This window comes from Streptomyces sp. ISL-99 (assembly GCF_018614005.1).
In the GTDB taxonomy this organism is placed as follows: Bacteria; Actinomycetota; Actinomycetes; order Streptomycetales; family Streptomycetaceae; genus Streptomyces; species Streptomyces flavidovirens.
In genome coordinates, this window is the sequence record NZ_JAGGPC010000022.1 from 300,388 (window position 1) to 327,239 (window position 26,852).

The window sequence follows — 26,852 nt, forward strand, 5'->3', positions numbered from 1 at the left end:
CGCCGTTGCGCTGACGTGATGCCGCGCGGTGGCGACCGCCGCGCTCATTTCACGGCGTAGTCGGCGAGCGAGCCCTCCAACAAGCCGAAGACGCGATGGGCCGCGACGGTCACCGTTTCGGCGATCCGTTCAGCAGGCGGGCGAGCAGCGTGGGACTGTCCGCGATCACCCGGGCGAACACCTCTCCGGAGAACCCCATGACCGGGTCGCGCCGCTCCACCCCGTCGAGGAACTCGCGCCGCAGCGCCGCGAGCGCCGACTCCCCCTCGGCCCGGCCTGCGACAGTGCGGGAAAGGCGCGCGACGAACTCGTCCTGGCGATTGTCGCAACTTTTCGCCACCCGCCGCCACCCCCGCCGTACCCCGAAGGGCTCCAGATGGCCGATTTCGATGCCGGTACCGAGTTCGACCGCCAGGTCCAGACGCTGGTCGATCTGGGATACCCGGGCCTCGCCGGCATGACCGACACCGCGTTCCGCAGCCTCGTCTCACCGCTGCGCGGGCCCGTTCTCGCCCGGGCGGCAACGATGCAGCCGCCGACGGAGGGCCGAGTGCCCTTCCTGCTGGTGGTCAGCAGGGCGCTCGTACCCCTGGAGGAGTCCGTTCCGCTGACCACGCTCGTCGGCAAGAGCAGCCCCGGAGTCATCGAGCGCTTCTACGCCCCGGGCGAGCTGGAACGGTTCGTCGCGCTCAAGGAGCTGGAGGTCCCCGAAGAGGACGTGTACGTCGCCTTCGACGTCGACAGGGGCGAGGGATTCTGCGGCGTCGTCCCTCTGGACGCCCTGGCTGCGGTCGCGGGGCGCGACCGCACCCCGCTCACGATCGAGGAGGGAGTGGCGTTCATCACCCAGCACCCCCAGGCGCTGGCCGAGAACAAATGCTTCTCCCTCGGCGGGTCCCGCCTCGGGGACCGCCGGGTCCCGGCCCTGTGGATCAGCAAAGGCGCCCCGAAGCTGGGGTGGTGCTGGGAGGGCAACCCGCACACCTGGCTCGGCCTGGCCTCGGCCGGCGACCGCGGTCACTGAGGACTTGGACCCGTGCCCGGCCGACAGGGTCGCCGGGTGCGCTCGGCGGGAGAGCTACGGCCGGCGGCGAGGCTTGCCGCGCTTTGGGCCGCCGCCCTTTGAGCCGCCGGCTTTAGAGCCGCCGGCTCCACTCCGGTGACTCTTGCCGCCCGACTTGCCCACTGCCGACTTGCCCCCTGCCGGCTTGCGCCGTGCGCCGCCGGTATCGGGGCTCTTGCGCTTCGGCTCTTCCGGCTTCAGGGAGCGCCCCCGTGAGCTGTTCACGGTCCGCCCGCGGACGATCCCGATGAATTGCTCCACCAGGTCGGTGGTTTCGTCCTGCGGCCACGACAACGCGACGCTTGCCTGCGGGGCGTCCGGGACCGGCCGGTATGTGAGGTCCTTGCGGTGGTGCAGGCGGGCGAGTGACTGAGGGACGACGAGCAGTCCCACCCCTGCCGCCACCAGTTCCATGGCGTCCGCCGTCGTGGCGGGGCGCTCCTTCGCGGGCCGTCCCGGCAGACGTTCCCAGACGAGGGTGTCGTCGAGGGGATGCAGCACGATGTCGTCAGCGAGATCCTCTGTGGACACCTCGTCGGCCGCCGCCACGAGGTGGTCCTTCGGGACCACCACCACGGTCGTCTCGGTGTAGAGAGGGATCGCGTGGAGGTCCGCCCGGTCGACCGGCAACCGCACGAAACCCGCGTCGGCGTCACCACGCCGCAATACGTCGAATGCCTCGGCGGCGGACACCCCGATGAGGGTCAGTGGGACCTCGGGCAGCCTCTCGTTCCAGATCCGCACCCACTTCGTGGGCATCACTCCCGGTACATAGGCGAGCCGGAACGAAGGGGAAACATCCGAGCTTGTCACTCCGCCAGGTTACCGTCATGGTCGGAGGCAGTACGCACGCTCGATACTCTTGACACCATGACGTCGCACCAGAACACCCAGACCATGAAGCCCGCGACCGCGGCGAAGAAACTGGGTGTGTACCTTGAGGCCACCCCCGCCGAGTTCCAGGAGGGTGTCGTCTCGCGCTCCGAGTTGAACGCCCTGCAGACCGAGCCGCCCGAGTGGCTGCTGGAACTGCGACGCAACGGCCCGCATCCCCGGCCGGTGGTCGCGGCGAAGCTGGGCGTCTCCATCGCCGGTCTCGCCCGTGGCGGAGTAACGGAACCCCTCACCACAGAGCAGATCGACGCGCTGAAGGCGGAGTGTCCCGAGTGGCTGCAGCAGGAACGCGCCACCCTGGCCGAGGTCCGGAAGGAAGCGGTACGCATCAAGGAGAAGAACGCGGAGCGAGCCGGCCGGCCCGGCCAGCCGCGCCGCTGACGTCCACGCCGGGGCCGGGGCGGCCCTGCCGCGGGACGACCGGCCCGTTTCTACGCGCAAGGGCGGCCGGGGTAGTCGTCGCTCTCCGGTACGCCCGCCTCGCGCATTCTGCGCAGGACCTCCCGCAGGATCGCTTCGTCGTCGATGCACTCGGGGCAGTTGATCTTCGTGTCGAAGATCATGGTCTCCTCCGGGCCGGACCAGATGACCCACCGGTACGGATGCGAGGTCCCCTGCCACAGGTGTGCGTAGCGCTCGATGGCGTCCGCCCGCGTGGTCACAGTGCCGTCCCCTCGGTCTCCCGGCCGTCGACGAATGTCGTGACCACTTCTATGTCGCCGATGCGCGAGGCGTCGACGCGCCGCGGGTCGTCCCCCAGCACGACCAGATCGGCGCGTTTCCCCGGCGTGAGGCTGCCCGCTCTGTCGTCCCAGTGACAGGCGAAGGCGCCACCGACGGTGTACGAGCGCAGGGCGTCGTCGACCGTGATGCCCTCGTCCGGCCCGATCACCCGGCCCGACTCGGAGGCACGCTCGACCATGAACTGGATGGCGCGCAGCGGGGCTCCGTCCGTGACGGGACGGTCCGAACTGCCCACCAGGGTGATGCCGTGGTCCAGGAACCCCTTGCCGCGGTACAGCCAGGGGGCCCTGTCCTCGCCCATGACCGACGCGTAGTCGTCGCCGAAGTAGCGCAAGAAGTTCGGCTGGACCACGGCGATCGCGCCGAGTCGTGCGAAGCGAGGGAGCTGGTCGGGCCGGACCAGGCCCGCGTGTTCGATGCGGTGCCGGGCGCCCGGGCGCGGCCGGATGCGCTGGGCCCGCTCCAGGGCGTCCAGCGCGAGGTCGGCGGCGCGGTCGCCGATGGCGTGGACGGCGAGCTGCCAGCCGGCGAGATGGCCGTCGACGATGGTGTCCGCGAGGAATTCCGGATCGTCCTGCAACTGCCCCGCGTGCGGCAGTCCGTGGTACGGGCTGCTCAGTGCGGCCGTACGGGCCATCATGCCGCCATCGGTGTAGATCTTGAGCGCGCCCACGGAGAGCCAGTCGTCGCCGAACCCGGTGCGCAGGCCGAGGCCGAGGGCGCGGGCGATGCCGTCGGATTCGTGCGCGGCGACCGGGCGCAGCGCGTCGGCGGCCACCATGAGCTGCACCCGCACGGGCAGTCGGCCCTGCTCCCGGGTGAGCTGGTAAGCCGCCAGCTCGACCGGACTGTGGCCGAACAGCTTGCCCCCGATGCCCGCTTCGGCGCAGGCCGTCACTCCTTGTGCCAGACAGGTCCGGGCCGCGTACGCGATCGCGTCCGCGAGTTCCTCCTGGGAGTGCGGCAGACGGAGCGCCCGTGCGGCGCCCATGGCACTCTCGGCGAGAAAGCCGTTCTCGTGCGGGACATGGGCGGGAAGCAGATCCAGCACAGCGCTGTTGACCACGCAGCCGTGTCCGGAGTCGTGCATCATGAACACCTTGCGCCCGTGGCTGACCTTGTCCAGTTCGGCGGCGGTCAGATGGCGCCCCAGGGCCCGCTGGTCGTACCCGGCGATGTCCACCCAGGCGCCGGGTGAGCACTTGCGGGCGACGGCGTCTTCCACGGCCGCCAGTACGTCCTCGACCCGCGCGCACGGCGCGACGCTGGGAGTGCTCGCCTTCAGACCGGCCCAGGCCAGGTGGACATGGCTGTCGATGAACCCGGGCAGCACGGTGGCACCCTGGAGGTCGATCACCCTGTCCGCGCGCAGGGAGGTCACGGCGTCGTCGAGGCCCACGATCCGGCCCTGCCAGATCCCCAGATCGTGGGCGACGGGGTGGTCCGGGTCCATGGTGACGATGTTGGCGTTCGTGAGCCTCGTACAGAGCATGGGCAGTCCGGTCCCTAAGGGGTCTGCGCCACGGCGGCGTCGCCGGCCATGACGGGGCGCTTGCGGGCGGTGGGCACCATCAGCGGAGTGCCGGTCTCCGGGTCGTCGATGATCCGGCAGGGCAGGCCGAACACGTCCTCGACCAGTCCGGCCGTCATGACCGTCGACGGGTGCCCTTCGGCCGCGATCGTGCCGCCGGGCCTCATCACGATCAGGTGACTGGCGTAGCGGCAGGCCTGGTTGAGGTCGTGCAGCACCGCGACGATGGTGTGTCCCTTCCGCTCGTGCAGATCGGCGCACAGGTCCAGCACCTCGACCTGGTGGGCGATGTCCAGGTAGGTGGTCGGCTCGTCCAGGAGGAGGACAGAGGTCTGCTGCGCCAGCACCATGGAGAGCCATACGCGCTGCCGCTGCCCGCCGGAGAGGTCGTCGACGGGCCGGTCGGCGAGGTCGAGTACGCCGGTCTGCCGCATCGCCTCGGTAACGGCGGCCTCGTCCTCGGCGGCCCACTGCTTCAGCAGCCGCTGGTGCGGGTAGCGGCCCCGGGCCACCAGGTCGCCCACCGTGATGCCACCGGGCGCGGTCGACGTCTGCGGCAACAGGCCGAGTCGGCGCGCGACCTCGCGTGAACGGTAGGAGGTGATGGCGGCCCCGTCGAGGTAGACCTGTCCGGCCTTGGGCCGGAGCATCCGCGCCAACGCCTTGAGCAGGGTCGACTTGCCGCAGGCGTTCGGGCCGATGATCACCGTGAACGAGTGGTCGGGTATGACGACCCCGAGGGAGGTGGCCACGGTCCGCTGGTCGTAGGAGAGGGTCAGGTCCTCGGCTCGCAGCCGGACGGCCGGGGGAACGGTTCCTGTCATGCGCGGCTCTTTCGGGACTCGGTGACCAGCAGCCAGATGAGGTAGAGCCCGCCGATGGTGCCGGTCGCGGTACCCACCGGGAGGAGAGCGGGTGAGAAGATCCGCTGCACCGCGAGATCGCTCCCGGCCAGCAGTACGGCTCCCATGAAGGCGGCCGGGACCAGTCCGGGGCCGGGCGAATGGGACAGCCTGCGGGCGAGCTGGGGAGCGGCCAGTGCGATGAACCAGATGGGCCCGGTCACCGCGGTGGCGAACGCGGCCAGCGCGACGCTGATGACGAGCAGGACGAGTCGGGTGCGCGCCACATCGACGCCGAGCGCCATCGCCGTGTCGTCGCCCATCTCCACCATCGACAGTCTGCGGGCGAAGCAGAAGGCGAGCGGGAGCAGGACCGCCACCGCGACGCCGACCGCGGCCGCGTGGCTCCAGCCCCGGTTGCCCAGGCTGCCGATCAGCCACGCCTGGGCCTCCAGTGCCTCCTGCCAGCTTGCCCGCGTGATCAGGTAGGAGTTGACGGCGAGCAGCAGCGCGCTCACGCCGACGCCGATGACGATGAGCCGGAACCCCTGCATGCCGCCGCTGAACACCAGCAGATAGATCAGAGCGGCGGTGGCGAGCCCGCCGATCAGCGCTCCGAGCGCGATCTGGGTCATGCTTCCGTGGAGCATGACGATGACCACCAGTGCTCCGGTCGCCGACCCGTTGGTGAAGCCGATGATGTCCGGGCTGCCGAGCGGGTTGCCGGTCAGGCTCTGCAGGATCGCCCCGCTGACCGCCAGCGCCGCCCCGACGCACAGGGCCGTCAGCAGCCGTGGCATGCGCAGGGTGTTGACGATGAAGTCGGCGCCACCCGATCCGTTGCCGGCCAGTGCCCGGAGCACCTCGGTGACCGACAACTCGAAGTCGCCGGTGGTCAGGCTGACCCCCATGACCACGATGAGCGTGACCAGCAGGGCCACCGTCACGGCCAGCGCACGGCCCTGTACCCGCAGGGACAGCCGGCCGCCCCGGGTACGGACGACCATCCCGCTGACCACGCGGGGCACCGGGGCGTCCGCGGAGCCGGTCGCCGGCGTCGCGTCGGTGGCGGAGGAACTGGCTTCCCGTACAGCGCTCACAGCATGACCAGCTTTCGACGGCGGCACAGCGCGAGGAACAGCGGTGCTCCGAGAAAGGCGGTGATGATGCCGACCTGGACCTCGCCGGGAGCGCCGATCACCCGCCCCAGGACGTCCGCGCCGATCAGCAGGATCGGCGCGAGCAGCATCGAGTACGCCAGCACCCACCGCTGGTCGGAGCCCACCATGAAGCGGGCCACGTGCGGCACGGCGAGACCGACGAACCCGATCGGCCCCGCGGCGGCGGTGGCGGCGCCGCACAGCAGCATCACCGCGACGGCGCCGAGGGCCCGGGTCCGGCCGACGTCGACACCGAGCGCGCGCCCCACCTGGTCGCCCATGGCCAGTGCGTTCAGCGACGGAGCCAGCCCGAGGGCGATCATCACACCCACGCCGACGAAAGGCAGGATGACGTACACGACTTCGAGGTTCCGGCCGGCCAGCGCGCCCACGGTCCAGAACCGGAACTGGTCGAACGCTCGCGGATCGAGGAGCAGCACTGCCGAGTTGAAGGCGTACAGCACCGCCGTCACGGCTGCTCCCGCGACGACGAGCCGGTCGGGGGTCGCCAGCGTCCGGCCGGACGAGCCGAGGAGATAGACCACGACCGATGCGATCGCCGCGCCGGCGAAGGCGAACCACACGTACCCGAGGACCGTTCCCATACCGAGGAACGCGATGGCCACGACCACACCGGTCGAAGCGCCCAGGCTCACGCCGAGCAGGCCGGGATCGGCGAGCGGGTTGCGGGTCAGCGCCTGCATCAGAGCGCCCGACATGCCCAGTGCCATGCCCACCAGGAGGCCGAGGACGGTCCGGGGGATGCGGTAGTCGTGGATGATGACCGCGGCTTGTGATCCGTCAGGTTGCCACAGGACACTCCACGTCGAGGTGAACGGGATGTCCCTGGTGCCCACCCAGACACCGGCCAGTGCGATCAGGATCAGCGCGCCCAGCGCCACGAGGAGCCCCAGGCCGCGCAGTGCCGCTGCGGTGGCCCGGCGCGACGCGGGCGCGGCTGGGCCGTCGGCGCCTTTTTCGGATGCCGTCTGGGGCTCGACCGACAACAACGGCTTCCCCCCGACAGCAGATCGCGTATTCCGCGGCAAAGGTGACGTACACCTGACGTACACCCAGAAACATCGACTTAGGTGAGGCTAACCGAAGGCGAGGCGCGCGGTCAACGCCCTGACGCGTTGCGGGAGTTCGGCCATCGCAAGCGGCCGGAGGCAAGGCTTGGCGGGGCCGGTAATCAGAGTAGCCTTACCTAACCAACCGGCCGTCTCCGCGGAGGTACGCATGCTCGTTGGAGGACCGACGGGGGGCCACGTCCTCCGCAGGACGATCAGGGGCCAGCGTCGCCATGTCGTCGGGGCGTCGCTCCTCGGCATGGCCCACCAGGGATGCGAGGCGATGGTTCCCGTCGTCATCGGTGTCATCATCGACGAAGCGGTGGCGACCGGTTCCTCAAGTGCTCTGCTGCGCCTGCTGCTGGTACTCGCCGCGCTCTTCTTCGTCCTGTCCACCTGCTACCGCACCGCCGCCAGGATCACCGACGGGGCGGGCGAACGGGCCGCACACCGGCTGCGGCTCGCGATCGGCGCCAGGGTGCTCGACCCGGGCGGCGGAGCGGACGCGGGCCGGCTCCCCGGCGAGCTGACCGCCATCGCCACCGGCGACGCCAAACGGGTCGGCGCGGTCGCGGCCGCGCTGCCGTACGGGGTGTCCGCGGTGGCCGGACTGGCCATCAGCGCGGTGGCGCTGCTCCGGATCTCGGTACCTCTCGGCCTGCTCGTACTGCTCGGCATCCCGCCCCTGTTGTGGCTCGGTCACCGGATCAGCCGCCCGCTCGAACGGCGCAGCGACGCCGAACAGGAGCGCGCCGCGCACGCCTCCGGCGTCGCCGCCGACCTGGTCGCGGGCCTGCGTGTACTGAAGGGGATCGGCGCCGAACCGGCGGCGGTGTCCCGGTACCGGCGGACCAGTCAGGAGTCGCTGACGGCGGCGCTGCGGGCCGCCCGGAGCCGGGCCTGGCACGACGGCGCGATCCTGGCCCTGACCGGGATCTTCATCGCCGTCATCGGACTGGTCGGCGCGCATCTGGCGATGCGCGGAACGATCAGCATCGGCGAACTGGTGGCGGCGGTCGGGCTCGCGCAGTTCCTGCTCGGGCCGTTCCAGCTCCTCACCTACGTCAACGGCGAATTCGCCCTGGGCCGTGCCTCGGCCGAGCGGATCGCGAAGGTGCTGGCATCGCCCCCCGCCGTGACCGCGGGACCGGCCGCGCTGCCCGACCCGGTCACCGGGCGGCTCCGGCTGCGCGGCGTCACGCACGGCGCGCTGCGCGGTGTCGACCTCGACATCGCCCCCGGAAGTATGGTCGGCGTCGTCGCCAGGGACCCCGCCGCCGCGGCCGACCTGCTGCTGTGCCTGGGCCGCGAAGCCGACCCCGCCGAAGGAGCGATCGAAGTCGACGGCGTACCCCTGGCCGGACTCGACCCCGACGACGTACGCCGCGTGATCCTGGTCGCCCACCACGACGCGGACCTGTTCGAGAGCAGCCTGCTCGACAACGTACTGGCAGGCACGGACAGCGGTACGGCGGACGCCGGGCCGGCGCTGACAGCCTCGGCGGCGGACGACGTGGCACGGGCCCTGCCCCAGGGGGTGGACACCGTGCTCAGCGAGCGCGGGCGCTCGCTGTCCGGCGGGCAGCGTCAACGGGTGGCGCTGGCCCGCGCGCTCGCCGCGGACCACCCGGTGCTGGTCGTCCACGACCCGACGACCGCCGTCGACACCGTCACCGAGTCCCGGATCGCCGGCCGCCTGAGGGAGCTCCGCCGCGGCCGCACCACGCTGCTGGTCACCACGAGCCCGGCTCTGCTCGCCGTGACCGACCGCGTGGTGGTGCTCGACGGAGGCACCGTGACCGCGGACGGCCGCCATCCGGAGCTTGTCGCCCAGGACGCGGCGTACCGCTCGGTGGTACTGACATGAAGTCAGCGAGTGGCGGAGGTGCGAACGGCGATGACGTGAACCACGAAGGACGGACGATGAGCAAAACCAGCACGCCCGGCCGCGAGCTCCTGCCGATCGCCACCGGTGCCCAGACCCTGGCCGTCGTCCGCGGGTTGCTGCGCGGCCACCGGCTCCTCGCGGTGTCCGCGGTGACCGTGCTGGTCGTCGGAACGGGCATCGGCCTGCTGACCGCCCCGCTGCTCGGCCGCGTCGTCGACCTGGTCGTCGAGCGGCGAGGCGCCGGCTCGCTGACCCTGCCGATGGTCCTCCTCGTCACCGTGGCGGTGGCCAGGGGTGTCGCGACCGCCGCCGGCCGTTCCCTGGTCGCCCGGCTCGGCGAGACCGTACTCGCGAGTCTGCGTGAGCAGTTCATCGGGCGGGCGCTGCGCCTGCCGCTCGAACGCGTCGAAAAGGCCGGCTCGGGCGATCTGACCTCGCGGGTGACCAATGACGTGACCCTGATAGCGAAGGCGGTACGCCAGGCGCTGCCCGATTTCAGCGGTGCCCTCGTCACCATCGCGCTGACGCTGGTGGGGCTCACCGTGCTGGACTGGCGCTTCCTTCCAGCCGTCCTGCTGGCCGTGCCGATCCACGTCCTCACCGTACGGTGGTACATGCCCCGCGCCACCCCCGTGTACGCCGAGCACCGAGTGGCGACCGGCGGGCTTCAGCACCAGCTGCTCGACAGCGTCGGCGGGGTGCGGACCGTGCGCGCGTTCCGGCTGAACGGCAGGCACGCCGATCTTCTGGAGCGGCGGTCACAGGAATCCGTCGACATCGCGCTGCGCGGCATCCGGCTCGTTTCGGGGTTCTTCTCGCGGCTCAACCTCGCCGAGTTCGTCGGTCTGGCGTCGGTCCTGGTCACCGGGTTCGTCCTGGTCGACAACGGTTCGGTGAGCATCGGCACGGCGACCGCGGCGGCGCTCTACTTCCACAGCCTGTTCAACCCCATCAACGCCGCGCTCTTCCTCATCGACGACGCGCAGTCCGCCGGCGCGAGCCTGGCCCGGCTGGTCGGCGTATCGAACCTGCCCCCCGAGCGCGAGCCGGACCGGCCTGGTGTGCCGGTGGACGGTTCCGTCAAGGTCGCCTCGCTCAGCCACGCGTACGTGCCCGGGCATCCTGTACTGCGCGAGGTGGACCTGGAGGTGCGCAGCGGGGAGCGGGTGGCCCTGGTCGGCGCGAGCGGAGCCGGCAAGACCACCCTGGCGAAGCTGATCGCCGGCGTCCACCGGCCGTCGGACGGTGTGATCACCCTCGGGGGCGTCGACGCCCGGGAACTCGGACCCGTCGGCATCCGGCGGGCGGTGACACTGATCAGCCAGGAAGTCCATGTGTTCGCCGGACCGCTCGCCGACGACCTGCGCCTGGCGCGGCCGCAGGCGACCGACGAGGAGCTGCGGGCCGCGCTGGCCCGGGTCGGCGCACTGGCCTGGGTGGAGGCGCTGCCGGACGGGCCCGGCACGGTGGTCGGCGAGGGCGGGCACCGGCTCACGGTGAGCCAGGCCCAGCAGCTGGCGCTGGCCCGCCTCGTCCTGGCCGACCCGCCGGTCGCGATCCTGGACGAGGCCACCGCGGACGCCGGCAGTGCGGGCGCTCGCACCCTGGAGGCGGCCGCACTTCAGGCACTGGAAGGGCGGACGGGGCTGATTGTGGCCCACCGGCTCCCCCAGGCCGCGACCGCGGACCGCGTGGTGGTCCTCGACCAGGGCCGCGTCGTCGAGACCGGCACACACGAGGAGCTGGTGGCCGCCGGCGGGCGCTACGCCGCCCTGTGGGCCGCGTGGTCCGACACCCGCCGACAGCCCCAGGACGCGGACGACGCCGCGCGGGCGGCTGCACAGACGCTGGAGACGTGACCGGCGGCCCCGTGCGAAGGCCCCTTGGGCAGGGCGAATTCCAGGGGCCTTCGCAGCAGGGGGTCAGCTCTGCTGGGCGACCAGACTCGCGGGCCGCAGATCGGTCCAGTTGGCTTCCACGTAGGCGAGACAGGCGTCCCGTGTGTCCTCACCGAAGACGGTCCGCCACCCCGCCGGCACCTCCGCGAAGGACGGCCACAGCGAGTGCTGGTTCTCGTCGTTGACCAGGACCAGGAAACGGCCCTGCGGGTCCTCGAACGGGTTGGTTGTCATACGTCGTCACTCCTCGTGGACATTACGGTGAACAGCTCCGAGAGCGGCTGCTCGGGGTCGGCCGCCGCCCTGCGCAGCAGCGCCTGGAGTTCGTCGGCGAGCTGCCGTGCCTTGGCACGGCCGAGCAGTCCGGTCGCGTGGATCAGCTCGCAGCGCACCGGCCCGTCGCCGCGCGGCTCGTAGAAGCTGAGCGTCAGCTCCGCCCTCGTCGAGCCGGTCGGGACGGCGTGGAAGGAGCCCATGCCGCCCGCGAGTTCCCCGAGGTCCGCCTGCTCATGGTGGATCACCATGACCTGCGGCCCCTGCGGGCGGAGGCCAGTCGCCCGTACCACCTCGTCGAACGGGACGTCCTGCCGGTCCAGGGCGCTGAGCGTCGTCTCCCGCACCCGCGTCAGCAGCTCCGTGAACGCCGGGTCCCCGGCGGTGTCGGTGCGCAGCACCACGGTGTTGAAGAAGCAGCCGACCAGATCTGCCAGTTGGTCGTCGCCGCGGCCGGCGACCATGGTGGCGATCGGCAGGTCGGTGCCCGCACCGTGGGCGGTGAGCAGCGCCGACAGCGCCGCATGCAGCACCATGAACATGCTGGTGCCGGTCGCCCGCGCCAGGTTGTCCACGTCGGCGTGGAGTCGTTCGTCGAGGACGAAGCCGACGTGGTCGCCGTCGTGGCCGGGTGGTCCGGGTACGGCGGGACGCGGCGGGTCCGTCGGCAGCGCCAGCTCACGCGGTATGCCCTGCAGCGTCTGCTGCCAGTACGCGAGCTGCCGCCCGCCGAGACTTTCGGGGTCCGCGAGGTCGCCGAGCACCTCGTGTGCCCAGTGGGTGTAGTCGCCGTAGGTCACCGGCAGTGGCTGCCACCGCGGCTGCCGTCCGTGCGTCCGGGCGGCGTACGCCGTGGTGAGGTCGCGGAACAAGGGCACCACCGACCATTCGTCGACGGCGAGGTAGTGCGTGGTCAGCAGCACCGCCTGGGTACCGTCCGCACAGGTGAGCAACCGGGCGCGCAGGGGCGGTTCCTGTGACAGATCCGGTGCCCGCGCGGCGAGTTCGGCGAGCCGGGCGTCCAGGTCCGCGCACTGCTCCTGTTCCAGGGCCGGGGCTCGGGCCGCCCGTTGGCGGACGGCTCCGTCCCGCTCGGTGAAGACGGTGCGCAGCGGCTCGTGCCGTGCCACCACGTCGTCCAGCGCGGCTGACAGCGCGTCCGTGTCCAGACCTCCGGGCGAGCGCAGCACGAGTGCGTGGTCGAAGGCGGCGTGCCGGCGGTACGAAGACCACTGCCACCGCTGTACGGGGGCGACCCGCCGCCCGGCACCGTCGGCACGGTGCCCGGCGGGGCGCAGCGCCGGCCGGGCGGCCGCCGCGCCTTCGAGCTTGGCCGCGATACCGGCGACGGTCAGCGCGTCGAAGACGTCACGGATGCTCAGCTCGGCCCCGAACTCGGAGCGGATCCGGCCGAGCAGCCGCATCGACGCCAACGAATGGCCGCCCAGGGCGAAGAAGTTGTCGTGGATGCCGACGGTCTCCAGCTTGAGGATCTCCGCGAACAGCTCCGCCAGGCGGACCTGCGTGCCGGTGGCCGGGCGTGCGTCACCGGTCATGCCGGACCAGTCCGGCGCGGGCAGCGCCTTGCGGTCCAGCTTTCCGTTGGGGGTCAGGGGCAGCGGACCGTCCAGTGGCACCACGAGGGCGGGGACCATGTACTCGGGCAGCAGCCCGGCGACGTGCGTACGCAGCGCCTGCGGGTCGAGCTCTCCGCTGTCCGGTACGGCATAGGCCACCAGCCGCACGATGTCGCCGTCGCGGTCGGGCACCACGGCGGCCTGGCTGACCGCCGGGTGGCCGGTGAGCGCTGCCTCGATCTCGCCCAGCTCAATGCGGAAGCCGCGGATCTTCACCTGGTTGTCGACCCGGCCGAGGAAGTCGAGGTTGCCGTCCCCGCGCCAGCGTGCGCGGTCGCCGGTGCGGTACATCCGGCTGCCGGGCGGGCCGAACGGGTCGGCGACGAACCGCTCGGAGGTCAGCGCTGACTTGCCGAGGTAACCGCGGGCGAGTCCGCGTCCGGAGACGTACAGCTCGCCCGCCACGCCGGGCGGGACCGGGCACAGCCGGTCGTCCAGCACATAGCAGACCGTGTTGGGGTCCGGCTGCCCGATCGGCACCCGTCCGGTGGGCCGTCCGCCGGCCTGCCGTGCGGGCCACAGCGTGGAGTTGACCGTCGCCTCGGTGAGCCCGTACGCGCAGATCAGGTTGGCCGTGGCGCCGAAGCGGTCGAACAGGTCCGGCGGCACCGTCTCGGTGCCGACCAGGATCGTCGACCCTTCGGGCAGTTCGCAGCCGGTGGGCAGTGCCGACACCAGGGAGGGCGGCAGGATCATGTGGGTGATCCGCTGGTCGGCCAGGAAGTCGGTGAGCGGGGGTCCGGCGACGCGTGCCTCGTCGGGTATGAGCACGAGCCGGCCACCCCGGCACAGCGCCATCGACAGTTCGAACGCGAACACGTCGAAGCCGATCGAGGCGAACTGCAGCACCCTGCTGTCGCGTCGCAGGCCCATCCGGTCGACGGCGGTGGCGACCAGGCTGGAGATGCCGTCGTGCGGGACGACGACGCCCTTGGGCCTGCCGGTCGAACCGGAGGTGTAGATGACGTACGCCGCCTGGTCGAGGCGCACCGGCGCTCCGTCCGCCTCGGTCCCGGGCAGCCGGTCGAGCTCGGACGCGGTTTCCGGGGCGTCGAGCAGTACCACGGGTACGCCCGCCACTTCGGGGATCTTCCCGGCCACCGGTTCGGTGCCGACGACGAGGGCGGCCCCGGAGTCCTCGATCATGTACGTGAGCCGGTCCGCGGGGTGTACGAGGTCGAGCGGCAGGAACGCGGCACCCAGCTTGAGTACGGCGAGCACCGTCGCGACCATGTCGGCCGAGCGGGTCACGGCCACGCCGACCACGCTCTCCGCTCCCGCCCCGCGCGCGGCCAGCAGCCGTGCGATCCGGCTGGACCGGGCGTCCAGCTGCGCGTAGGTCACCGTCCTCGACCGCTCCACGACGGCCACCGCGTCCGGCCGCTCGGCGACCTGCCGGGCGAACAGGCCCGGCAGCGCGGACTCGTCGACCACCCGCTCGGTGGCGTTGAAGCACTCCAGGACCCGCTGCCGTTCGTCGGCCGTGAGCACTGCGGCCCGTGAGACCGGCTGCCGCGGTGCGGTGACCAGCTCCGTGACCAGCCGCCGCAGGCGGTCGCCGAGCCGCTCGGCGGTCTCCTGGTCGAACAGCTCGGTGGCGAACTCCAGCCGGCAGCTGAGCGCGCCCTCGTCCCCGTCGGCCGGCACCCGCTCGGTGAAGCTGAACACGAGGTCGAACTTGGCCGACCGGATCCGGAACGGCACGTACTCCACCCGGAGTCCGGGCAGTTCCAGCTCGTCGCCGGTGCGGTTGTGGTAGCCGACCATCACCTGGAACAGCGGGTTGCGGGCGAGCGAGCGCGTCGGGTTCAGCTTCTCGACCACGGACTCGAACGGCACGTCCGCGTGGGAGAACGCGGCCAGGTCGGTGTCACGTACCCGGGCCAGCAGCTCGGTGAAGCTCGGGTCGCCGCTGAGGTCGGTCCGCAGTACGAGCGTGTTGACGAAGAAGCCGACCAGTTCGTCGAGTGCCTCGTCGCTCCGCCCGGCGATGGGCGAGCCGAGGGGGATGTCCGTACCGGCGCCCATGCGGTGGAGCAGCGCGGCGACGGCCGCGTGCACCACCATGAACATGCTGGCGCCGCTCTCCCGGGCCAGTCGCCTCAGCCCCTGGTAGGCCGGGGTGTCGAACTCGATGCCGAGTTCGGCTCCGGTGAAGGCCGGCCGTGCTGGCCGGGGCCGGTCGGCCGGCAGCTCGATCTCCTCGGGGGCGCCCTCCAGCGTCGTGCGCCAGTACTCCAGCTGCCCGGCGGCCACGCTCTGCGGGTCGGCGGGGTCACCGAGCAGCCGCTGCTGCCACAGCGCGTAGTCGGCGTACTGGACGGGCAGCGGCTCCCACTTCGGCGCCGAGCCGGTCCTGCGGGCGGCGTAGGCGGTGGCCAGGTCGCGCAGGAAGGGCCGGTCCGACCATTCGTCGGTGGTGACGTGGTGCAGCAGCAGGACGACGACATGGTCCTCGGGGGCCACCTCGACGACCGTAGCCCGAAGGGGCAGTTCGGTGGCGAGATCGAACGGGCGGTTGACGGTGGTGTCGACGATCCCGGCCAGCTCGTCCTCACGGGCGCGCAGGCACTCCACCACCGGCTGCGCCTGCTCGGTCGGCAGGACGCGCTGGAACGCCTGGCCGTCGCGCTCGGCGAAGACGGTCCGCAGCGCTTCGTGGCGTACCGTCACATCGGTCAGCGCCGCTCGCCACGCGTCCACGTCGAGCGGGCCGCGCAGCCGCATCACGAGCGGGAAGTTGTACGCGGCCGAGGTGCACTCGATCTGCTGGATGACCCACAGCCGCTGCTGGGCGTGGGACAGCGGCAGCTCCGCGGGCCGCTCGCCGGCCGTCAGCGCCGGGCGGGCGGGGGCGAGCGAGGCGGTTGCCCGTTCCACCAGCTCGGCCACGGTCGGCGCTTCGAAAAGGTCCCGGATCGCCAGCTCCGTGCTCAGCGCGGTGCGCGCGCGGCTGATCAGCCTGGTGGCCAGCAGGGAGTGGCCGCCCAGCTCGAAGAAGTCGCTGTCGATTCCCACGCTGCCCTCCGCAAGCGAGAGCACTTCGGCGAAGAGCGCGCAGAGCGTCTCCTCCTGCGGCGAGCGGGGCGGGCGGCTGATGCGCGGCCCGGCGAAGTCCGGGGCGGGGAGGGCCTTGGTGTCGAGCTTGCCGTTGACGGTCAGCGGAAGGGTCTCGACGGTCACCAGCGCGGCCGGGACCATGTAGTCGGGCAGCCCGGCCTTCAGGTGCTCGCGCAGCCGCCGGAGCAGCGGTTCGCTTTCTCCCGTGCCTTCCTCGGGTACGACGTAACCCGCCAGGCGTTTGGTCCCGGCGGTCTCGGCCACGACGACCGCGGCGTGCGCGACCTCGGGGTGTGCGGCCAGGGCGGTGGAGATCTCGCCCAGTTCGATCCGGTAGCCACGGATCTTGACCTGGTCGTCGGTACGGCCGAGGAAGTCGATGAGACCGTCGGCACGCCTGCGGACGAGGTCGCCGGTGCGGTACATCCGCTCGCCGGGGGTGCCGAACGGGTCGGCGACGAACCGCTCCGCCGTCAGGCCGGGCCGTTCGTGGTAGCCGCGGGCGAGACCTGTGCCGGCGATGTACAGCTCGCCGGGGCAGCCGGGCGGGACCGGGCGCAGCATCGTGTCGAGCACGTGGGCGCGGGTGTTGCGGATCGGCATGCCGACGGTGGGGGTCGGGCTGTCGGTGGTGGACCCGCCGAGGGTGTTGATGGTGTACTCGGTCGGGCCGTACAGGTTGTAGCCGTACGTGCCCTCGGTACGGAGCAGCCGGGTCCACACCGTGTCGGACACGGCCTCACCGCCGAGGAGCACCAGGGCGGGCCGGTGCTTTCCGGCTGCCTCGTCGTGGTCGAGCAGGCCCTCCTCGATCAGCAGTTGGGCGTACGTCGGCGTCACATTGACCACGTCGACGCGGTGCCGGTCGCAGTAGGCCACGAGCGCTTCGGCGTCGCGGCGCAACTCCTCGTCGCAGACGTGCACTTCATGCCCCTCGACGAGCCAGAGCAGCTCTTCCCAGGACATGTCGAAGGCGAAGGAGACGGTGTGCGCGATGCGCAGCCGTCGTCCGCCGGCCGAGGCGATCGCCGGGTCGAAGATCTCCTTCTGGTGGTTGAGCTGCATGTTCGTCAGTCCCCGGTACGGGGTGACGACGCCCTTGGGCCTGCCGGTGGAGCCGGAGGTGTAGATGACGTACGCCGGGTGTTCCAGCCGGTCCGCCACGGTGCGCGCGAACGCGGGCCGCTCGGTGTCGGTGATCTCCCCGCCCGGCAGACCGGCGAGTTCGGCGGTGACGGCCGGGTCGTCAAGCAGGAGTTCGGGGGCGGGGGCTCCCGTCTCCCCCCGCAGCGCCGGGGCGACCGGCGTCGTGGACAGCAGGCACATGGGCCCGGTGTCCTCGATCATCAGGCGCAGCCGGTCGGCGGGGTGGTCGAGGTCGAGCGGCAGGTAGGCGGCGCCGGTACGCAGTACGGCGAACAGCGCCACGACCATCTCGATCGAACGCGGCAGGGCGAGGGCGACGGCCTTCTCCGGCCCGGCGCCACGGGCGAGCAGCAGCCGGGCGAGCCGGTTGATCTGCGCGTCCAGCTCCACGTAGGTGAGGGCGCGCTCGCCGAACACCAGCGCCACCGCGTCCGGGGTGCGGGCGACCTGAGCCGCGAGCATGTCGGCGACGGTCTCGTTCGGCACCGCGTCGGTGCTGGACTCCCACTCGGCGAGCAGTGCGGCACGCTCGCCGGGCAGCAGCAGGTCCAGGGTGCCGACGCGCGCCGAGGCATCGGCGGTCAGCCGCTCCACCAGGGTTGCGAAGCGTTCCAGCGTGGCCTCGGCGTGGTCGTCGTCGACCAGGTCCGGGCGGTACTCCAGCTTCACCCGGACGACGTCGGCCGGGTTGACGATCAGGGTCATGGGGTAGTGGGTGGCGTCCACGCTGCCCACGCCGATGATGCCGTGCCGCTCGGTCAGCCGGCGGAAGGCTCCTTCGTCGGCGAAGTTCTGCAGCACGTACAGGGTGTCGAAGAGGGTGGTGTGGCCGCCGGCCCGCTGGAGCTCGGACAGGCCGAGGTATTCGTGGTCCATCAGGGCGACACGCTCGGTCTGCATACGGCGCAGCAGGTCCGCGACCGGCTCGTCGGGGTCGAGGGTGACCCGCAGGGGCACCGTGTTGAGGAACATGCCGATCGTCGTGTCCACGCCGGGCACGTCGGCCGGGCGTCCGGCGACCGTGGCGCCGAACACCACGTCGTGGCGGCCCACGGTCGCGGACAGGACGAGGGCCCATGCGGCCGACAGCACCGCGTTGATGGTCAGGCCGTGCGCGCGGGCGCATGCCCGCAGGCGGTCGCTGAGCTCCGGAGACAGATCGTGGGTGGTGCGCCGCGGGATCGTCGGCTCGGCTCCACGGTCGCGCGCGACGAGCGTCGGCTCGTCGAGCCCGGCCAGTGCGTGCCGCCACGCCTGACGGGCCGCGTCGAAGTCCTGTCCGTCCAGCCGGCTCAGGTAGGAGCGGTAGCTGCCGGGCACGGGCAGCGCGGTGTCGTCGCCCGCGGCCGCGTACAGGCCGAGGAGTTCGTCGAGGAACAGGGACTGCGACCAGCCGTCCCAGGCCACGAGGTGGTGAGTGAGCATCAGGCGGTCGGTGTGCTCGCCGAGCCGGATCAGCTTGAGCCGGAACAGCGGAGGCGCGGCCAGGTCGAACCGCTGCCGCCGGTCCGCGTCGGAGATCTCGGCCAGCCGTGCCTGCCGCTCCTGCTCGGGCAGCGCGGTCAGGTCCACCTCGGTCAGCGGCACCGGGACCCCGGCCGCCGCGCAGACGAACTGCACCGGTCCCGGCAGACCGTCACTGGTGATGCCCGCGCACAGGCTCGGGTGCCTGCGCAGCAGCGTCGCGCACGCCGCACGGAGCCGCTCGGCGTCGAGGCGGTGATCGAAGTCGAAGCTGTCCTGGGCGGTGTAGACGTCCAGGGCCGCCGTGTCGTAGCTGGCGTGGAAGTAGATGCCTTCCTGCAGCGGCGACAGCGGCCAGATGTCGGTGACGGGGGCCGGGCTGAGGCGTTCGACCAGGTCGATGCCGGCCTGGCCGAGCCGGACCAGCGGCACGTCCGACGGGGTGAGCGCCGGCACCGGTCCGGACTGTGCCGCCTGCGTGACGAGTTCGCGCAGTGCCTCCACCCACGCGCTGCCGAGCGCCCGCACGTCCTGCGCGGTCAGCGCGTCACCCTCGGTCCAGGTCCAGGTGGCGCGCAGCCGGGGGCCGTGGGGCGTGTCGGCGCACACCGCGTTGACCTGGAGCGGGTACGGCATCGCCTGGCCGGCGTCGGGTCCGACGCGCAGCGCGTCGGCCTCGGCCACGGGCGCCCAGTCACGGGTCTGCTCGGCGGCGAGCCGGCCGAAGTAGTTGAACAGCACCTGCGCGCCGGCCAGTGGGGCGAAGACGGGGGCGAGCTGCGGGTTGAGGTAGCGCAGCATGCCGTACCCCGCGCCGGAGTCCGGCGCCGACCGCACGGTCTGCTTCACCAGCTTGAGTACGTCGAGTGCCCCGTCGGCGGCGGGCAGACGTACGGGATGCAGGCCGGTGAACCAGCCCACGGTGCGCGACAGGTCGAGGCCGGTCGCGGCCCGTCCGTGGCGTTCGAGATCCACCAGCAGGTCGCTGTCCTCCCCGCCGCGCCACCGGGACACGGCGAGGCGCAGTGCGGCGAGGAGAACCTCGGTGACATCGGCCCCGGCAGCGGCGGGCACCGTCGTGAGCAGCGCCCGGGTGTCCTCGGTGGACAGGGACACGGTGTGTTCCCGCGCCGAACCGGCCGTTCCGGCACGGCTGGCGCCGGTGACCAGTTCGGCTCCGGGCGCCAGCGTCCGTGCCCAGTACGGCAGTTCGGCCTGCCGCTGCGGTGAGGTCGCCTGCTCGGCGACCTCGCGTGCGAACCGTCGCAGGGACGTGGGCACCGGCTCCAGCGCGGGCCGCTGCCCACGGGAGACCGCGGCCCACGCGGTGGCGAGGTCGCCCAGCAGAATGCGCCAGGACACGCCGTCGACCGCCAGGTGGTGGACGACGAGCAGCAGCCGTCCCGGCCCGTCGCCGGACGTGTCGAACCACACGGCCCGCAGCATGATTCCGGCATCAGGATCGAGCCGGGAGGCGGTGGCGTCGGACTCCTCGGCGATCACCGCGCGGAGACCGGCGTCATCCAGCCCGCGTACGTCGACACGCCGCAGCAGGGTGGCCGCGTCCACGGCGCCGGCGGGACGCGTCCGCGTCGACCACAGGCCGGGAATCCCTGGTCCGAGATCCATCCGGGAGAGCGTGAGCCGCAGAGCGTCGTGGTGGTCGAGGACCGCCTGCAAAACCCGGGTCAGGGAATCGAGATCCGCGGCGGCGGGCGCCTGGAGCAGCATGGACAGGTTGAAGCGGTTGACCGGTCCGCCGTGCTCGCGGAGCCAGTGCACGATCGGCAGCAGGGGGACGTCGCCCACTCCGTCGGTGTCGGGAACTGCCGCAGGGGCGGATTCCGCGGTGTCCCCGGCGGCCGCCGCCAGCGCGGCGGGTGTGCGGTGTTCGAACATCTGGCGAGGGCTGATCGGCATACCGGCCCGGCGAGCGCGGCCCGCGACCAGGATGGACAGAATGCTGTCCCCGCCGAGCGCGAAGAAGTCGTCGTCCGTACCGACCTCGTCGATCCCGAGCACGGCGGCGAAGATCTCGCACAGTACGCGCTCGCGCTCGTCGCGCGGCTCGCGTCCACCGGCGCCGGCGGCGGCCGGGGCGGGCAGGGGCAGGGCGTTCTGGTCGAGCTTGCCGCTGGGCGTCAGCGGCAGTTCGCCGAGGATCACGACCGCGCCCGGCACCATCGTCGCGGGCAGCGCGTCGGCGAGCGCGGAGCGCAGGGCGTCGGCGTCCAGGGCGCCGGTATCCAGGGCGCCGGCATCCAGGGCGCCGGCATCCAGGCCGTCCGCACCCGCTGCGGGCACGGCGTAGCCGACCAGTGCGCCGTCGCGGACGATCACGGCCGCGCGGGCGACGCCCGGCTGCGCCGACAGCATCGCCTCGATCTCGCCCAGCTCGATCCGGTTGCCACGGATCTTGACCTGCCGGTCGGTGCGCCCCAGGTACTCGACAGCTCCGTCCGCGCGCCGCCGGACCAGGTCGCCGGTGCGGTACATCCGCTCCCCCGGCGCGCCGTGGGGATCGGCCACGAACCGGTCGGCGGTCAGGCCGGGCCGGTCGTGGTAGCCACGGGCCAGCTGGACACCGGCGAGGTAGAGCTCACCGGGCACCCCGTCAGGAACCTGGCGCAGGAAGGCGTCGAGCACGTACAGCCGCGTGTTCCACACCGGGCGGCCGATCGGGACGGACAGCTCTGTGCCGCCCGCGTAGGGGAACCAGGTCACGTCCACGGCCGCCTCGGTGGGCCCGTAGAGGTTGTGCAGCGGTACGGGGCCGCGCCCTGAACGGGCGGTCAGTTCCCACCAGCTCCGGGCGGTCCCGCCGGTGAGCGCCTCCCCGCTGGAGAACACCCGCCGCAGGCTCGCCGCCCAGTCGGGCGCGCCCGCCCCGGCCTCCATGACCTGGACGAACGCGGCCAGCATCGAGGGCACGAAGTGCAGCGTCGTGATCCGTTCGGCGCGGATCAGCTCGGCGAGGTAGGCCGGGTCCCGGTGGCCGTCGGGTCGGGCGAGGACGACCGTGGCGCCTTCGAGGAGCGCCCAGAAGAACTCCCACACCGATACGTCGAAGCTCGACGGGGTCTTCTGCAGCACCCGGTCCTGCGAGTCGAGTCCGTACTGGCCCTGCATCCAGGCGAGCCGGTTGACGATCGCCCGGTGGGTGACCGCGACGCCCTTGGGCCGCCCGGTGGAGCCGGAGGTGTAGATCAGGTATGCGGGGTGGTCGGGACCGGCCTGCTCGCCCGGTACGTCGGAGGCCTCCACGGCGTTTTCCGCGTCTCGGGCATGTTCGGCGTGTTCGAGAACGATCCGCTCCGGTCCGCCGACGGCGGGCAGCCGCCCGGCCGCGGCGGCCGTGGTCACGACGGTGCGTGCCCCGGAGTCGGCGAGCATGAACGCCACCCGGTCGGCGGGGTAGTCCGGATCGACGGGCAAGTACGCCGCACCCGACTTGAGGACGCCCACAAGCGCCACCATCAGTTCGGCCGAGCGCGGGACGGCGACCGCGACGAACTGCTCCGGCCCGGCGCCGCCCGCCCGGAGCCGCCGCGCCAGCGCTTCGGCCCGCCGGTCGAGTTCCGCGTACGAGAGCCTGGTGTTCTCGAAGACCACTGCCGTGGCCTGCGGCGTCTTCGCCACCTGCGCGGCGAAGGCCGAGGCGAGCGTGTGACCGGGCACCGTGTGCGCCGTCGCGTTGAGCTCGGCCAGGCGCTCCTGCTCGTGTACGGACAGCAGGCCGACCTGGGCGATGCGCCGGCCCGGGTCGGTCACCACGGTCTCCAGCAGGGTCGTGAACCGGGCGGCCAGCACGGTGACCGCCGTGTGGTCGAGCCGGGCCGCGTCGTGCTTGAAGCGCAGTCCCAGGCGCTGGCCGGGCTGGACGACGAGGGCGAGCGGGTAGTGCACCGCGTCGAACACCTCGGTGCCGGCGATGCGCAGCGCGTCTCCCGGCCCGGAAGCCGGTTCTGGGGCGGGGTCCTGGGCCGGTTCCTGGGCCGGGTAGTTCTCGAACACCACCAGGGTGTCGAACAGTTCCCCGCCGCCGGCGGCCCGCTGGATCTCGGCGAGACCGAGGTGGTGGTGGTCCAGCAGCCCGGCCTGCTCGTCCTGCACGCGCAGCAGCAACTCGGTCAGAGAGTCCTCCGGCCGCATGCGCACCCGCGCGGGGACCGTGTTGATGAACAGGCCCACGGCGGCGCCGAGACCGTCGACCTCGGTGGTGCGGCCGGACACCGTCGTGCCGAACACGACGTCCGGACTGCCGGTGAGCCCGCCCAGCAACAGGCCCCAGGCACCGTGGACGACGGTGCTCATGGTGAGACCGTGCGCCCGGGCGTAGGCGGCGAGGTCCGTGGTGAGCCGCTCGGGCAACCGGACGTCGACGTGGTCCGGCCGGGCCTGCGGCCGGCTCCCGGCGTCGGTCCGCGCGGTGTCCGGCGCGGTCAGCCGCGTCGGTCCCGCCAGGCCGGCCAGCGCGAGCCGCCACGCGTTCCGTGCCGTGTCACGGTCGCGGCCCGCCAGCCAGGACAGGTACGCGTGCGGGGCGACCGGGGGCGGAAGCTCTTCACCCCGGTAGGCCGCGAGCAGCTCGCGCAGCAGAACGGACACCGACCAGCCGTCGGCGATGATGTGGTGCAGCGTGAGCAGGAGCCGGTGGCGTTGCCCGTCCCGGATCAGGGTGGCGCGTATCAGCGGTGGCCGGGCGAGGTCGAACCGTTCGGTCCGGTCCGCCCGCAGCAGTTCCTCAAGCCCCTGTCCCGATACGTCGGCCTCCGCCCACGGCAGCGTCACGTTCGCCGCGAGCCGCTGAACGACCTGTCCGCCGGGCAGCTGGCGGAATCCGGCACGCAGCAGCGGGTGCCGGTCGAGCAGCCCCTGCAGGGCCTGCCGGAGCCGCTGCGCGTCGACGGGGCCCGCGAGGTCGAAGAGTTCCTGGACCAGATACAGGTCGCAGGCCTCTTCGTCGAACTGCGTGTGGAAGAAGAAGCCTTCCTGCAGCGGTGACACCGGCAGCGCCGTCTCGTCGAGCTCGACCGGGCTCGCGGTGCCGGTGCCGGTGCCGGCGCCCGCGGCATCGGCGAGTGCCGCGACCGTACGGCGCCGGAAGACGTCGCGGGGCGTGATCGCCAGCCCGGCCGCACGGGCGCGGCCCACCAGCTGGATCGCGACGATGCTGTCGCCGCCGAGTTCGAAGAAGCTGTCGTGGACACCCACCGAAGGCAGGCCGAGAAGCTCCGCGAACAGCGCGGCGAGAGCGGTCTCGGCGGGGGTCGTCGGCGCGGCGTCACCGGTCATCGCCGTCCACCGCGGCTCGGGCAGCGCGCGGGTGTCGAGCTTTCCGTTGGGCGTCAGCGGAAGGGGGCCGTCCAGGAGGACGACGGCCGACGGCACCATGGAGTCCGGCAGCGCCTGCGCCACCTGCCCGCGCGCCGCCGCCACGGACGCGTCGGCGTTCGCGGCGCCCTCACCGACCAGATAGGCCACGAGACGCTTGTGGCCCCGGTGGTCCTCCCGTACGAGGACGGCGGCCTGGGCGATGCCCGGGCAGGCCATGAACGCGCTCTCGATCTCGCCCGGTTCGATCCGGTGCCCCCGGATCTTGAGCTGGCCGTCCGCGCGGCCGAGGAACTCCAGGTCGCCGTCGGCGCTCCAGCGGACCCGGTCGCCGGTACGGTACATCCGCGCACCCGGCGCTCCGAACGGGTCGGCCACGAACCGCTCCGAGGTCAGCCCCGGCCTGCCCAGGTAACCGCGGGCCAGGCCGCGCCCGGCGACGTACAGCTCCCCCTCGGCGCCCACGGGGACCGGGCGCAGTGCCGAATCGAGCACGTAGGCACGGGTGTTGGGGTCGGGTCGGCCGATCGGTGCGGGCCCCTGCCGGTCGGCCCGGGCGAGCCACAGCGTCGAGTTGACCGTCGCCTCGGTCAGACCGTAGGCGACGACGACGCGCAGCCGCTCGGCCCAGCGCGCGATCAGCTCGCTCGGCACCGCCTCGGTGCCGACCACGAGCACCGCGCCCTCGGGCAGTTCGCAGTCCTGCGGCAGCGCCGAGACGAGCGACGGCGGCAGGATCATGTGGGTGGCCAGGTGCTCCTCGATGTAGTCGGTGAGGGCGTGCCCGGCGACCCGGCGCTCGGTGGGGACGATGATGCTCCGGCCGCCGACGCACAGCGACATGATCAGGTCCCAGACCGTCACGTCGAAGCCGGCCGAGGCGAACTGCACGACGCGGCTGTCCGCGTCGACGCCGATCCGCTCGGTCGCTGTGGCGATCAGGCTGCCGACGCCGTCGTGCGGGACCACCACGCCCTTCGGGCGGCCGGTGGAGCCCGAGGTGTAGATGACGTACGCGGCCTGGTTCAGGGCGATCGGCAGGCCGGGGTCCGAGTCGTCGAGTGCGGCGGCTTCGGCGGCCACGGACGGGTCGTCGAGGAGGATCTGCCGGACGCCGGGCCGTGCGGGCAGTTCACCGGCCGTCCCGCGTGTGGTGACGACGGTCCGCGCGCCCGCGTCGGACAGCATGTAGGCGATCCGGTCCTGGGGGTGGTCGGCGTCCAGCGGCAGGTACGCCGCCCCTGCCTTCATCACCGCCAGCAGGGAGATGACCAGCTCGGGCGAGCGCGGGACGGCCACGGCGACGACGTCCTCGGCCCGTACACCCCGCGCGATCAGGAGCCGGGCCAGCCGGTTCGCACAGGCGTTGAGCTCGGCGTACGAAAGCTCCCGGTCCTCGCACACGAGCGCGACGGCGTCCGGCGAGCGGCGTACCTGGCGCTCGAACGCGGCGGGCCAGGACAGTTCGGGGACCTCGCGGGGCGAGACTCCGAAATCGTCGAGCAGCTGTGCCCGCTCGGCGCCGGAGATCAGCTCGGCGTGACCGATGGGGCGGTCCATCCCGTCGGCCATGGCGTTCAGCATCATGAGGAAACGGCGCTCGTGGTCGGTCAGCGTCCGCTCGTCGCACACCTGCGAGTCCGCGTCAAAGTGGATGCGGATGCTGTTGCCCGCACCAGCCTCCGCGACGGTGACCGCCAGGTCGCTGACCGGGCCGAGCCACAGGGGACGCAGGTCGGCCTCGTGCTCACCGAAGCGCAGCCCCTCGCCGCCGGGCAGGATGTTGACCGTCGGGCCGACCAGCTCCGGTACGCCGTCGGTCAGCCCCAGGTCCCTTGCCAGGTCCTCGGCGCGGTAGCGCCCGTGCTCGACCGCCGCGGCGATCGCACACCGCACCGCGTCCACGAGCTCGGATCCGGTCATGCCCCCGTGAACGGCGACGCGCAGCGGGAGGACGTTGGACACCATGCCGGGGACGCCCGCCGACTCCGCGTCCGGCCTGGCGGCGACCGGCAGGCCGAGGACGAGGTCCTGCTCGCCCGTGACACGGTGCACGTAAGCGGCCACCGCCGCCACCATCAGACGGGACAGGCGGACGCCGGCGCCCGCCGCCGCCCCGCGCAGCCGGGCAGTGTCCCGCGGCGACAGTTCCGCGGTGCGCCGGACCCGGCGGGTCGTCGGCGCCGACGCGCGCTCGACGAGACGCACGGGCTCCGGCCGGCCGGCCAGTCGGCTCAGCCAGTACGCGCGGTCCGCCCGGTACTGCTCGGACTCACGGTAGGCCCGGTCGGCGCCCACCAGCCGGGACAGCGCCCAGTCGGTGGCGCCGGCCTGTTCGCCGGCGGTGTAGAGCTCACCTGCCCGGCGGCTGATCAGTGCGACGCCCATCCCGTCGAGGACGATGTGGTGGTAGCGCTGGTACCACAGGACGCGGTCGTCCGTGAGCCGCAGCAGTGCATGGGCGAACAGCGGACCGTGCGCGAGATCGGCGGGCCGGTCGCGGTCGGCTTCCGTCCAGTCCGCGGCAGCGCTGTCGGGATCCGGAACGCCGCGCAGGTCGATGGTGGGGACGTCGACGGGGAACCGCGTGGGTGTCTGGCGTGGCTCCCCGCCGTCGAGGCTCAGGCACACGTGCAGGCATTCCGCCTCCTCGACCGCCTGCCGCACGGCGGCGGTCAGGCGGGCGAGGTCGACGTCACCGCACAGCTCCAGGACGAACGCGATGTTGCAGGCCGAGCTGTCCGGCTCGATCTGCTGGGCAAGCCAGATGCCGGACTGCCCACCGGTGACAGGTGTCCCGGCAGCGGGTGCAGCGGTTGTCCGGTCCAACTCGGCGTCAGACATCGTT

13 protein-coding genes are annotated in these 26,852 nt (G+C 72.4%); 4 read left to right on the forward strand and 9 right to left on the reverse strand.

Features of this window, described 5'->3' with window-relative positions:
* Positions 1–109: 109 nt before the first annotated feature.
* Positions 110–340 carry a hypothetical protein gene (locus J7E91_RS14300; RefSeq protein ID WP_214903275.1) on the reverse strand — a complete coding sequence of 77 codons (231 nt, stop codon included), beginning with the start codon at positions 338–340 and terminating at the stop codon, positions 110–112.
* Between the two features lie 36 nt (positions 341–376).
* On the opposite strand from J7E91_RS14300, the gene J7E91_RS14305 reads away from it, so the two are divergent.
* Positions 377–1,024, forward strand: coding sequence for a DUF5701 family protein (locus tag J7E91_RS14305; RefSeq protein WP_214903278.1), 648 nt, complete (start codon positions 377–379; stop codon positions 1,022–1,024).
* Between the two features lie 54 nt (positions 1,025–1,078).
* On the opposite strand, the gene J7E91_RS14310 is transcribed toward J7E91_RS14305, so the two are convergent.
* Positions 1,079–1,876 (reverse strand): LysR family substrate-binding domain-containing protein, encoded by a 798-nt coding sequence (locus J7E91_RS14310; protein ID WP_214903280.1) that lies wholly within the window; start codon positions 1,874–1,876, stop codon positions 1,079–1,081.
* Between the two features lie 57 nt (positions 1,877–1,933).
* On the opposite strand from J7E91_RS14310, the gene J7E91_RS14315 reads away from it, so the two are divergent.
* Positions 1,934–2,338: a DUF5997 family protein gene (locus tag J7E91_RS14315; RefSeq protein WP_214903283.1), complete on the forward strand. Its 405-nt coding sequence runs from the start codon at positions 1,934–1,936 to the stop codon at positions 2,336–2,338.
* A 50-nt stretch (positions 2,339–2,388) separates the two neighbouring features.
* On the opposite strand, the gene J7E91_RS14320 is transcribed toward J7E91_RS14315, so the two are convergent.
* Genes J7E91_RS14320 through J7E91_RS14340 form a run of 5 tightly spaced genes read right to left on the reverse strand, consistent with a single transcriptional unit; the run spans position 2,389 to position 7,241 of the window.
* Positions 2,389–2,619, reverse strand: a complete 231-nt coding sequence (locus J7E91_RS14320) for a hypothetical protein (protein ID WP_214903286.1) — start codon at positions 2,617–2,619, stop codon at positions 2,389–2,391.
* Positions 2,616–4,193, reverse strand: coding sequence for an amidohydrolase (locus J7E91_RS14325; RefSeq protein ID WP_214903288.1), 1,578 nt, complete (start codon positions 4,191–4,193; stop codon positions 2,616–2,618). The genes J7E91_RS14320 and J7E91_RS14325 overlap by 4 nt, the downstream gene beginning before the upstream one ends.
* Before the next feature lie 14 nt (positions 4,194–4,207).
* Entirely contained in the window at positions 4,208–5,056 is an 849-nt protein-coding gene (locus J7E91_RS14330; RefSeq protein ID WP_214903290.1) for an ABC transporter ATP-binding protein, read from the reverse strand.
* A complete protein-coding gene (locus J7E91_RS14335) occupies positions 5,053–6,174 on the reverse strand; it encodes an iron chelate uptake ABC transporter family permease subunit (protein ID WP_214903292.1) in 1,122 nt (373 codons plus the stop codon). Before J7E91_RS14335 ends, J7E91_RS14330 begins: the two co-directional genes overlap by 4 nt.
* The gene (locus J7E91_RS14340; protein WP_214903294.1) at positions 6,171–7,241 is read right to left on the reverse strand and encodes an iron ABC transporter permease; all 1,071 of its coding nucleotides are present in this window, start codon (positions 7,239–7,241) and stop codon (positions 6,171–6,173) included. The genes J7E91_RS14335 and J7E91_RS14340 overlap by 4 nt, the downstream gene beginning before the upstream one ends.
* A 232-nt stretch (positions 7,242–7,473) precedes the next feature.
* On the opposite strand from J7E91_RS14340, the gene J7E91_RS14345 reads away from it, so the two are divergent.
* Together J7E91_RS14345 and J7E91_RS14350 are read left to right on the forward strand one after the other, a co-directional pair.
* Positions 7,474–9,171 carry an ABC transporter ATP-binding protein gene (locus J7E91_RS14345; RefSeq protein ID WP_214903296.1) on the forward strand — a complete coding sequence of 566 codons (1,698 nt, stop codon included), beginning with the start codon at positions 7,474–7,476 and terminating at the stop codon, positions 9,169–9,171.
* A 56-nt stretch (positions 9,172–9,227) separates the two neighbouring features.
* Positions 9,228–11,051, forward strand: coding sequence for an ABC transporter ATP-binding protein (locus J7E91_RS14350; RefSeq protein ID WP_214903298.1), 1,824 nt, complete (start codon positions 9,228–9,230; stop codon positions 11,049–11,051).
* A 63-nt stretch (positions 11,052–11,114) separates the two neighbouring features.
* On the opposite strand, the gene J7E91_RS14355 is transcribed toward J7E91_RS14350, so the two are convergent.
* Both J7E91_RS14355 and J7E91_RS14360 read right to left on the reverse strand, forming a co-directional pair.
* Positions 11,115–11,324, reverse strand: a complete 210-nt coding sequence (locus J7E91_RS14355; RefSeq protein ID WP_214903300.1) for an MbtH family protein — start codon at positions 11,322–11,324, stop codon at positions 11,115–11,117.
* Positions 11,321–26,848: a non-ribosomal peptide synthetase gene (locus tag J7E91_RS14360; protein ID WP_214903303.1), complete on the reverse strand. Its 15,528-nt coding sequence runs from the start codon at positions 26,846–26,848 to the stop codon at positions 11,321–11,323. Before J7E91_RS14360 ends, J7E91_RS14355 begins: the two co-directional genes overlap by 4 nt.
* Positions 26,849–26,852: the final 4 nt, after the last annotated feature.